We start from the raw sequence: 10490 nt of genomic DNA on the forward strand, positions 1-10490 counted from the left end.
AATGCGCGGGATAGAAATGGCGCTCATAGAGAATTCGTCCAGACCCATCCCCAGCAACAGAAGTGTAGCACGTTCGTCGCCTGCAAGCTCACCACACATGCCAGTCCATTTGCCTTCAGCATGAGAAGCATCAATAACTTGCTTGATCAAAGTGAGGACAGACGGTGACATTGGCTGGTAAAGATGTGAAATCATATCATTACCACGGTCAACTGCCAGAGTATACTGCGTTAAATCATTGGTACCGATACTAAAGAAATCAACTTCTTTGGCTAAATGACGCGCAATGGTTGCTGCCGCAGGTGTTTCCACCATTACGCCAACTTCGATTGATTCGTCAAACGCTTTACCTTCGTCGCGCAGTTCCTGTTTGTAGATTTCGATCTCTTTCTTCAGTGCACGCACTTCTTCAACAGAGATGATCATTGGGAACATGATGCGCAGTTTGCCGAAAGCAGAGGCACGCAGGATAGCGCGAACCTGGTCACGCAGGATCTCTTTACGATCCATTGCGATACGCACGGCACGCCAGCCCAGGAACGGGTTCTCTTCTTTCGGGAAGTTCATGTACGGCAGCTCTTTGTCGCCACCGATGTCCATGGTACGGACGATAACTGCCTGAGAGCCACACGCTTCAGCAACGGCTTTGTACGCCGCAAACTGCTCTTCTTCAGTTGGCAGCGCGTCGCGGTCCATGAACAGGAATTCGGTGCGGTACAGACCAACACCTTCAGCGCCGTTACGCTCAGCACCGTCGATATCACGCACGGTACCGATGTTGGCACAAACTTCAACCTGGTGGCCATCAAGGGTGATTGCCGGCAGATCTTTCAGTTTAGCCAGTTCGGCTTTCTCATTGGCAACCTGCTCCTGAATGGCGCGCAGCTGCTCAATTTCTTCGTTAGTTGGGTTGACGTAAACTTTGTTGTTCACGGCATCCAGAATCAGATAGTCGCCATTTTTCACCTGAGTGGTGACGCTACCGGTACCCACGATGGCTGGCAGCTCCAGGGAACGCGCCATGATAGAGGTGTGGGAAGTACGGCCACCGACGTCAGTGATAAAGCCCAGCACCTTCTTCAGGTTCAGCTGTGCGGTTTCAGACGGCGTCAGGTCTGCGGCAACCAGGATAACTTCATCCTGAATGGCGCTCAGGTCAATAATGGCCAGACCCAGGATGTTGCGCAGCAGGCGCTTACCGATGTCACGTACGTCAGCCGCACGTTCTTTCAGGTATTCATCATCCAGTTCTTCCAGGGCAGTTGCCTGACCTTCGATAACTTCATGCGCAGCTGCATCAGCCGTCATGTTCTTATCTTTAATCAGGGCTATGATTTCCTGCTCCAGCTCCTCATCTTCGAGCAGCATGATGTGCCCTTCGAAGATGGCTTCTTTTTCTTCACCGAAAGTTTCGCCAGCCTTGGTCTTGATGGCTTCCAGCTGAGCTGACGCTTTAGAACGACCGCTCAGAAAACGTTCAACTTCCTGCTCTACTTTATCGGCAGAAATTTTCTTCCGGTCGATGACAATTTCATCTTCTTTCAGCAGCAGTGCGTTGCCAAAAGCGATACCCGGGGATGCTAAAATGCCTGAAATCATAACCCTACCTTACTTGTGACTGATATTTAAAAGAACTCGTTGAACTTACTCGAGTTCAGCCATCAGTTTAACCAGATGCTCAACTGCTTTCTGCTCGTCTTCACCTTCTGCGGACAGGGTAACAACGGTGCCCTGGGTCAGACCCAGAGTTTGCAGTTTGAACAGGCTTTTCGCGCTAGCGCTTTTGCCGTTGGAGGTCACAGTGATCTCGGAAGTGAAGCCTTTCGCTTCTTTAACAAACTGAGCAGCAGGGCGGGTATGCAGACCGTTCGGAGCGGTAATGGTAACTTCTTGCTGGAACATTATATTTCCCCAACTTATAGGTTTAGTGTTGTGGAACTAAAGTCTAGCCTGGTGGATAGACTTTAGCCTGTATTACAAATCAAGCGACGCCCACAAAATCAGCACTACCATCGGCGACAAACCATCCGACGCAGACGCTTCTGGCCTTTGACGTTTCGCTTATCATTAAACATTATGCCGTGAAAGCAGGATTTGAACCAAATCATAAAATCGATTCAGCTAGTGGAAAACCTGTTAAGAATAATTTCGCGGCTCAAAATAAATATGAGAGGTTAAATACCAGACCTACGGAGGTGAATCAATGCCAGGGGGGGTAAAAGTTTGATGTATGCCACAAAAAAGCACCCGAAAGGGTGCTTTTTTACACGATTTTAACCGACTGGCATTACTGTTGCAGTTCTTTCTCGGTGAAGAGATCTGCGAACAGCGCCGTGCTTAAATAACGCTCACCCGAAGACGGTAGGATAACCACAATATTCTTATTGGTAAAGGTTTCATCTTCCTGGAGTTTCAATGCTGCGGCAACCGCTGCACCGGAAGAGATACCCGCCAGAATGCCTTCTTCTTCCATCAGGCGGCGCGCCGTGGAAATAGCTTCTTCGTTGGTAATCGCGACAACTTTGTCGATCAGCTTCAGATCGAGGTTGCCTGGGATAAAGCCTGCACCGATGCCCTGAATTTTGTGTGGGCCTGGTTTCAGTTCTTCGCCCGCCAGCGCCTGAGCGATAACCGGAGAATCGGTTGGCTCAACGGCAACGGAAATCAGGTCCGTTTTGCCTTTGGTATTTTTGATGTAGCGCGTAACGCCGGTCAGCGTACCGCCGGTGCCCACGCCTGCAATGAATACGTCAACCTGACCGTCGGTATCTTCCCAGATTTCCGGGCCGGTGGTTTTTTCGTGGATTTCCGGGTTAGCCGGGTTGCTGAACTGCTGCAACAACAGGAATTTTTCTGGGTTGCTGGCAACGATTTCTTCGGCTTTTTGAATGGCACCTTTCATGCCTTTCGCGCCTTCGGTCAGTACCAGATTCGCGCCCAGCGCTTTCAGCAGCTTGCGGCGTTCAACGCTCATGGTTTCTGGCATGGTCAGCGTCAGCTTATAACCACGGGCGGCTGCAACATAGGCCAGAGCGATACCGGTGTTGCCGCTGGTTGGCTCAACCAGTTCGATGCCAGGTTTCAGCACACCGCGTTTTTCGGCATCCCAAATCATATTGGCACCGATACGGCATTTGACGCTAAAGCTTGGGTTACGTGACTCAACCTTCGCCAGAATACGTCCGTTACCGATGCGGTTCAGTCGTACCAGTGGTGTATGACCGATAGTCAGGGAGTTATCTTCAAAAATCTTACTCATGGCCTATCCTTAACTGTATGAAATTTGGGGTACTCGACCAGCATACCTGCTTAAAGATTCTGCGGAAGTAAGGATTTCGCATATCTATATACTGAAGGGAAATAATGGCTATCGGGATGGAATAAGGCAAGGCATAACGGTAAAAGGTAGGCCGGATGGCGCTGCGCCTATCCGGCCTAAACATCAGTTGTGCATTAGGTCTGAAAGTGAGGTTATTTCCACATGGCGTGTTTGTCGCGATAGCAGTCAACCCACATTGCCGTTGCGCCGCAGATAGCGACGGGAATAATGACCAGGTTCAACACGGGAATCAGCGTGAACAGGCTTACCAGTGAACCAAACTGCATATTGGTCACTTTGCGGGTGCGCAGCGCCTCTCGCATGGTCTTAAACGGTACTTTATGGTTGTCGAATGGATAGTCGCAGTACTGAATGGCCAGCATCCATGCGCTGAACAAGAACCACAGCACAGGGGCTACCGTCTGACCGATTCCCGGAATAAAGTACAGCAGGAGCAGCACGATGGCGCGTGGCAGATACCACGCGAGCTTCTGCCATTCGCGTTTCATGATGCGCGGCAGATCCTTCATGATGCCAATCACCCCAGTATCCGGCGGCGTTGCACCAGTTAAGCGCGCTTCCAACTGTTCGGCCAGCAGGCCGTTAAACGGCGCGGCAATCCAGTTGGCGATGGTTGAAAAGAAATAGCCGAAAACCAGCAGAATGGAGATAACCACCACCGGCCATAGCAGGTAGCTCAGCCACTGCAGCCAGTCGGGGATACGGCTCATTAAGGACGGAATCCAGCTTTCCAGCTTGCTGAACAGCCACCAGAAGGCACCGCCCATCAGAATAATATTGACCAACAGCGGTAAGATGACGAATCGGCGGATACCCGGCATGCCGATCAGTTTCCAGCCCTGAGAGAAGTAGTAAACGCCGCTACGTGCGGCAGGGGTGGGCGATGAAACCATGGTCAGATGAAGCTCCTTTAACTGACTACATTGAAAAGACGTCTATATATTATCGGGTTGTTGGACAATGACCAGTTAGGAAATGTTCGAAAAACCAGCAAAAAATACGATTTTACTCATCTTTCTGCGGTGAATGTCATGTGCACACTTGCACTTGACGTGATGGGCAAATACTCTTAGTGAGTAAATGTTTGCCGTGGTGGCAAGGTGTTAGAACAACAGAGAATATAATGATGCAGGATTTGCGTCTGATATTAATCATTGTTGGCGCGATCGCCATACTTGCTTTACTGGTTCATGGTTTCTGGACGAGCCGTAAAGAGCGTTCATCTATGTTCCGCGATCGTCCAATGAAGCGAATGAAGTCTCGTGATGCCGATGATGAATCGGAAGAAGACTTCGATGACAATGTTGAAGGCGTGGGTGAAGTTCGTGTCCACAAGGTCAATCACGCCCATGGGGCTGCTGGGGAGCATGAAGCCCCTCGTCACGCGCCTCAACACCAGTACCAGCCGCCTTACGAGCGTCAGGCGCCTCAGCCTGCGCGCGCGCCAGAGCCGGTACAGCAGCCGCATGCACAACAGCCGCATCAGCCTGCACAGCCCGCGCCGGTACCGCCGCCGCAGCCTGTACAGCAGCCTCAGCGACCGCCGGTGGTAGAGCCTCAGCCTGCGGCCCAGGCGCCACAGCACGTTGCTCAGCAGCCCGTCGCACCGCAGGCACCACAGCCGATTGCAGAACCCGTACAGCCGCCGCAGCCAGAACCGGTTGCTGCCCAGCCTGCGCCTGAACCCGTTCAGCCAGAGAAACCAGAGCGTAAAGAAACGGTTATCGTGATGAACGTCTCTGCGCATCAGGGTACGCAAATTAACGGTGAACTGCTGCTGAACAGCATCCAGCAGGCCGGTTTTAAATTTGGCGATATGAATATTTTCCATCGTCATCTCAGCCCGGACGGCAGTGGCCCGGCATTGTTTAGCCTGGCCAACATGTTGAAGCCTGGTACTTTTGATCCAGATACCATGGCCGATATGCTCACGCCTGGTGTCACCATCTTTATGCAGGTGCCGTCCTACGGCGACGAGTTGCAGAACTTCAAGCTGATGCTGCAATCAGCGCAGTATATTGCTGACGAAGTGGGTGGTGTGGTGCTGGACGATCAGCGCCGTATGATGACGCCGCAAAAGCTGCGTGAGTATCAGGACCGTATCCGCGAAGTCAAAGACGCTAACGCCTGATAAGCTCGCGCGTTGCCAATCCTTCCTGAACCCCCGCCTGTCGGGGGTTTTTTATCATTGATGGTGTGATATGCAATCTATAGAACAACAACTGAATGAACTGCGAGCGACGCTTCGCCATCATGAATACCTGTATCACGTTTTAGATACCCCGGAACTGCCGGACGCGGAGTATGACCGTCTGATGCGTGAACTGCGCGAGCTTGAAGCGCAGCACCCGGAGCTGATTACCTCCGATTCGCCGACTCAACGCGTTGGCGCCGAGCCGCTGGCGGCGTTCAGCCAGATTCGCCATGAAGTGCCAATGCTGTCGTTGGACAACGTCTTTGACGAGGAGAGCTTCCTTGCTTTTAACAAGCGCGTTCAGGATCGCCTCAAGAGCACGGATAAACTGACCTGGTGCTGCGAGCTTAAGCTGGACGGCCTGGCGGTCAGTATCCTGTATGAGAACGGTGTGTTTGTCAGCGCTGCGACCCGTGGTGATGGCACCACCGGTGAAGACATCACTTCGAACGTCCGAACTATTCGCGCCATTCCGCTGAAGCTGCGCGGAGATAACATTCCGGCTCGCCTGGAAGTGCGTGGCGAAGTGTTTATGCCGCAGGCCGGGTTTGAAAAAATCAACGACGAAGCCCGTCGCACCGGCAATAAAGTGTTCGCCAACCCGCGTAACGCCGCCGCAGGCTCACTGCGCCAGTTAGACCCGCGGATTACCGCGAAGCGACCGCTTACTTTCTTCTGCTATGGCGTGGGCGTACTCGAAGGCGGCGAACTGCCGGATACTCATCTGGGGCGCTTGCTACAGTTTAAAGCCTGGGGGCTGCCGGTGAGCGATCGCGTCACGCTGTGCGACTCCCCGGAGGAAGTGCTTGCTTACTATCACAAGGTAGAAGCAGACCGTCCGACGCTCGGTTTTGATATCGATGGTGTGGTCATCAAGGTGAACTCGCTGGATTTACAGGAACAGCTAGGCTTCGTGGCCCGTGCGCCGCGCTGGGCGGTGGCGTTTAAGTTCCCGGCGCAGGAACAGATGACCTTTGTGCGCGACGTGGAGTTTCAGGTAGGGCGCACCGGGGCGATTACGCCAGTGGCGCGCCTTGAGCCGGTGCAGGTAGCCGGTGTGCTGGTGAGTAATGCGACGCTGCATAATGCCGATGAAATTGAACGTCTTGGCCTGCGCATCGGCGATAAAGTGGTGATTCGCCGTGCGGGTGATGTTATTCCGCAGGTGGTCAACGTAGTGCTTTCCGAGCGCCCGGACAACACTCAGGAAATCGTCTTCCCGACTCATTGCCCGGTGTGTAATTCCGATGTCGAGCGCGTGGAAGGCGAAGCCGTTGCTCGTTGTACCGGTGGCCTTATCTGCGGCGCACAGCGTAAAGAGTCGCTCAAGCACTTCGTTTCCCGCCGTGCGCTCGACGTGGACGGCATGGGCGACAAAATCATCGACCAGCTGGTCGAAAAAGAATATGTCCATACTCCGGCCGATCTTTTCACCCTGACCGCAGGCAAACTGACCGGGCTTGACCGTATGGGGCCGAAATCGGCGCAGAACGTGGTCAGTGCGCTGGAAAAAGCGAAGCAGACCACCTTTGCTCGTTTCCTCTATGCGTTAGGTATCCGTGAAGTCGGTGAAGCGACGGCAGCCGGGCTGGCGGCCTACTTTGGCACGCTTGAAGCGCTGGAAGCTGCGTCCATTGAAGAGCTGCAAAAAGTCCCTGATGTCGGCGTGGTGGTGGCGAATCACGTCTTCAACTTCTTCGCCGAAGAGAGCAACCGTAACGTTATCCAGCAACTGCTGAAAGAGGGCGTGAACTGGCCTGCTCCAGTGGTGATTAACGCCGAAGAGATAGACAGCCCGTTTGCTGGCAAAACCGTGGTGCTGACCGGCAGCCTGAGCCAGATGTCCCGTGACGATGCCAAAGCGCGTCTGGTCGAGCTGGGCGCGAAAGTCGCCGGTAGCGTGTCGAAGAAGACTGACCTGGTGATTGCCGGTGAAGCCGCGGGCTCGAAGCTTGCCAAAGCGCAGGAGCTTGGCATTGAGGTTATCGACGAAGCTGAAATGCTGCGTCTGCTAGGAGTCTGAGGTGGATAAAGCGCAGCTGATTGAAATAGCCAACACCGAAATGCCGTTCGGCAAATACAAAGGTCGGCGGCTGATTGATGTGCCGGAAGAGTATCTGCTGTGGTTTGCCCGAAAGGATCAGTTTCCGGCCGGGCACCTTGGCGAACTGATGCAGCTGACGCTGCTCATCAAAACGGAAGGGCTGAGCCAGCTGGTTCAGCCCCTGAAACGCTAGCTTCCTACGCGGGCCTGCTCTTTGGCCTGCGCTTTTTCGGCCTGCGCCTTGTAGCGACGGGCCAGCACCGCACAGGTCATCAGCTGAATCTGGTGGAAGATCATCAGCGGCAGCACCATCATCCCCAACACTGACGTCGGGAAGAGAATATTGGCCATTGGAATACCGTTGGCCAGACTCTTTTTCGACCCGCAGAAGACAATCGTAATCTCATCCGCCTTGTTGAAGCCCAGACGACGAGCGACCACGGTATTAATCAGAATCACCAGCGCCAGCAGCACGATGCTTACCACGACGATAAACAGCAGTGACCCCACGCCAACCTTATGCCAGATACCGTTGACCACCGCTTCGCTGAAGGCGGAATAGACCACCAGCAGAATAGAAGTCTGGTCGGTTTTGGATATCCACTTTTTGTGTTTGGTCACAAACGCCGCCGTCCATGGACGGGAAAGGTGCCCCAGCACAAACGGCAGCAGCAGTTGCAGCATGATTTTGCCCACCTGCTCAAGGCTACCGCCTGCGCCGTGTACGTTCATCACCAGGCCAACCAGCAGCGGCGACAGGAAGATACCCAGCAGGCTGGACGCCGATGCAGAGCACACCGCGGCGGCGACGTTACCGCCAGCCAGTGAAGTAAAGGCAATGGCGGACTGTACGGTAGCGGGCAGAATGCACAGATACAGGAAGCCGGCATAAAGCTGCGGGTCGACGTTAATCGGTGCCCACCAGGCAAACAGTACGCCCAATACCGGGAAGACCACGAAGGTGCTGCACATTACCCACAGGTGCAAGCGCCAGTGGCTACCACCGGCAATAATCGACTCACGGGACAGCTTGGCGCCGTGCATAAAGAACAGCAGCGCGATGGCGGCGGTGGTCAGATTTTCAAAAAAGGGAACGAAGTCGCCGCGCGCCGGGAAGAAGGTGGCAAGCAGGACAACCGCAATAAGGGTCAGCGTAAACGGATCTAAAATGCGGAAAAGTTTCATAAAGACTCCTGAAGATCGATGCATACATTTTGCTTTTTTATTTTTGAGAAATAAAATTGATTTATTGCATTCATTCATGAAAAAAACAGATGAATTACTCATTGCGGCAGTTGAAGGTGTTTGTCACGGTGGCGCAGGCGAAGAGTTTTAGCCGGGCAGGGGAGATAATTGGCCTCAGCCAGTCGGCGGTCAGCCATAGCGTGAAGGAACTGGAGAGTCAGACGGGCGTCCGCCTGCTTGACCGTACCACGCGCGAGGTGGTGCTGACGGAAGCGGGGCAGCAGCTTGCCGCTCGCCTGGAACGGCTTCTGGATGAGCTACAGGGCACGCTGCGAGAGGCGGGACGCACCGGACAGCAGCTAAGCGGTACGGTCAGGGTGGCGGCTAGCCAGACGATTTCAGCGCATCTGATCCCACAGTGCATCGCCGAAAGCAACCGTCGGTATCCGGATATTCGCTTTGTGCTGCACGACCGACCGCAGCAGTGGGTGCTGGAGAGTATCCGCCAGGGAGATGTTGATTTTGGTATCGTTATCGATCCTGGCATAGTGGGGGATTTGCAGTGCGAAACGGTGCTCTCCGAGCCGTTCTTCCTGCTGTGTCGCAACGATCACCCATTTGCCGTTATGCCGGAAGTGGACTGGCAGGCGCTTCAGGGGGCGGAACTGGTGCTACAGGATTATGCTTCCGGCAGCCGGATGCTGATTGATGCAGCGCTCCAGCTGCATCAGATTGAGGCGAACATCGTGCAGGAGATTGGCCACCCGGCGACGTTGTTTCCCATGGTGACGGCAGGAATCGGCATCAGCATTATTCCGGCGCTGGCGTTACCGTTGCCGGAAGGGAGTCCACTGGTGGTGAAGCGGATGTCGCCGGGCGTAGAGCGCCAGCTGATGCTGGCGAGACGGAAAAATCGTTCGCTCTCCACCGCAGCCCAGGCTCTGTGGGACGTGGTACGGGAGCAGAGCCAGTGTCTGACGAATAAACGTCAACAGGACCCGCTCTATCAGACGTAGATATCGATTTGGTGATCGTCGCTGGGTGAGTTGATGCCGGTTGTCGCGGCCGACGAGGCGTCGAGTTTTTCTTGCTCTTTTTCCGCTTGCTGGCGCTGTAGCTGAGCAAGCTGCGCTTCCAGCATGGTTATCTGTTCCTGAATCATTTCCGCTTGCTTTTGTTTTTCTTCCGTACTCCCGCTGCCATCAGCAATCTCTTTGAGCTGCTGGGTCAGCTTAACAATCTGTTGGGTGATACGTGCCATTTGTGATGCCGCATCGTTACCGCTCGGAGCAGCGTTGCTGGTGGTAGTTTTTAGCGAAGCGATAGAGGTAGCGCTGATGGTGGTCATGGTGAACGCCTTATTGGGAGAAATATAAGGAGTATCGGCAGAATGGGGGGAGACTTGAGCTTTTCCCGGCGGCGCTGCGCTTGGCCGGGCTACATAAAACGCAGATAGCAAAAAAGCGCCTTTAGGGCGCCTTTTTACATTGGTGGGTCGTGCAGGATGACTCACTTCGCTCGCCCTTCGGGCCGTCGCCGTACACGGCTCCGTTGTCTCACTACGTTCGACACCGAACCTGCGGCAGGTTCGAATCGTTTATATCGCAGATAGCAAAAAGGCGCCTTTAGGGCGCCTTTTTACATTGGTGGGTCGTGCAGGATTCGAACCTGCGACCAATTGATTAAAAGTCAACTGCTCTACCAACTGAGCTAACGACCCGAAGTGG

10 protein-coding genes, 1 tRNA gene and 1 other RNA gene are annotated in these 10490 nt (G+C 54.0%); 4 read left to right on the plus strand and 8 right to left on the minus strand.

Features of this window, described 5'->3' with window-relative positions:
* From ptsI to cysZ, 4 genes are all read right to left on the minus strand, one after another.
* The coding region (gene ptsI, locus RDN66_RS03860; protein WP_308537574.1) for a phosphoenolpyruvate-protein phosphotransferase PtsI at window positions 1–1599 on the minus strand (1599 nt) is incomplete at its 3' end.
* Between the two features lie 45 nt (window positions 1600–1644).
* Window positions 1645–1902, minus strand: a complete 258-nt coding sequence (gene ptsH, locus RDN66_RS03865; RefSeq protein WP_002913505.1) for a phosphocarrier protein Hpr — start codon at window positions 1900–1902, stop codon at window positions 1645–1647.
* Between the two features lie 385 nt (window positions 1903–2287).
* Window positions 2288–3259, minus strand: a complete 972-nt coding sequence (gene cysK / locus RDN66_RS03870; protein WP_035896911.1) for a cysteine synthase A — start codon at window positions 3257–3259, stop codon at window positions 2288–2290.
* 212 nt (window positions 3260–3471) lie between these two features.
* The gene (gene cysZ / locus RDN66_RS03875) at window positions 3472–4233 is read right to left on the minus strand and encodes a sulfate transporter CysZ (protein ID WP_202217472.1); all 762 of its coding nucleotides are present in this window, start codon (window positions 4231–4233) and stop codon (window positions 3472–3474) included.
* Between the two features lie 230 nt (window positions 4234–4463).
* Here cysZ and zipA point away from each other — a divergent pair, with 230 nt between their 5' ends.
* The 3 genes from zipA (at window position 4464) to RDN66_RS03890 (ending at window position 7771) form a co-directional block, all read left to right on the plus strand.
* Entirely contained in the window at window positions 4464–5471 is a 1008-nt protein-coding gene (zipA, locus tag RDN66_RS03880; RefSeq protein ID WP_202217473.1) for a cell division protein ZipA, read from the plus strand.
* A 70-nt stretch (window positions 5472–5541) separates the two neighbouring features.
* Window positions 5542–7557 (plus strand): NAD-dependent DNA ligase LigA, encoded by a 2016-nt coding sequence (ligA, locus tag RDN66_RS03885; protein WP_202217474.1) that lies wholly within the window; start codon window positions 5542–5544, stop codon window positions 7555–7557.
* 1 nt (window position 7558) lies between these two features.
* A complete protein-coding gene (locus tag RDN66_RS03890; RefSeq protein WP_035896906.1) occupies window positions 7559–7771 on the plus strand; it encodes a DUF3820 family protein in 213 nt (70 codons plus the stop codon).
* Here RDN66_RS03890 and RDN66_RS03895 read toward each other — a convergent pair.
* Window positions 7768–8763: a bile acid:sodium symporter family protein gene (locus tag RDN66_RS03895; RefSeq protein WP_035896904.1), complete on the minus strand. Its 996-nt coding sequence runs from the start codon at window positions 8761–8763 to the stop codon at window positions 7768–7770. The two genes, RDN66_RS03890 and RDN66_RS03895, sit on opposite strands and share 4 nt — an antisense overlap.
* 89 nt (window positions 8764–8852) lie before the next feature.
* Here RDN66_RS03895 and RDN66_RS03900 point away from each other — a divergent pair, with 89 nt between their 5' ends.
* The gene (locus RDN66_RS03900) at window positions 8853–9779 is read left to right on the plus strand and encodes a LysR family transcriptional regulator (protein WP_035896915.1); all 927 of its coding nucleotides are present in this window, start codon (window positions 8853–8855) and stop codon (window positions 9777–9779) included.
* On the opposite strand, the gene RDN66_RS03905 is transcribed toward RDN66_RS03900, so the two are convergent.
* The 3 genes from RDN66_RS03905 to RDN66_RS03915 all read right to left on the minus strand — a co-directional run bounded on the left by RDN66_RS03905 (window position 9770) and on the right by RDN66_RS03915 (window position 10483).
* Window positions 9770–10111, minus strand: coding sequence for a FlxA-like family protein (locus RDN66_RS03905; protein WP_035896903.1), 342 nt, complete (start codon window positions 10109–10111; stop codon window positions 9770–9772). The genes RDN66_RS03900 and RDN66_RS03905 overlap by 10 nt on opposite strands.
* A gap of 140 nt (window positions 10112–10251) precedes the next feature.
* Window positions 10252–10378, minus strand: a non-coding RNA gene (locus RDN66_RS03910) — RtT sRNA.
* Between the two features lie 29 nt (window positions 10379–10407).
* Window positions 10408–10483 (minus strand) — tRNA-Lys (locus tag RDN66_RS03915).
* Window positions 10484–10490 lie beyond the last annotated feature (7 nt).

It is taken from the genome of uncultured Kluyvera sp. (assembly GCF_902485085.1).
In the GTDB taxonomy this organism is placed as follows: domain Bacteria; phylum Pseudomonadota; class Gammaproteobacteria; order Enterobacterales; family Enterobacteriaceae; genus Kluyvera; species Kluyvera ascorbata.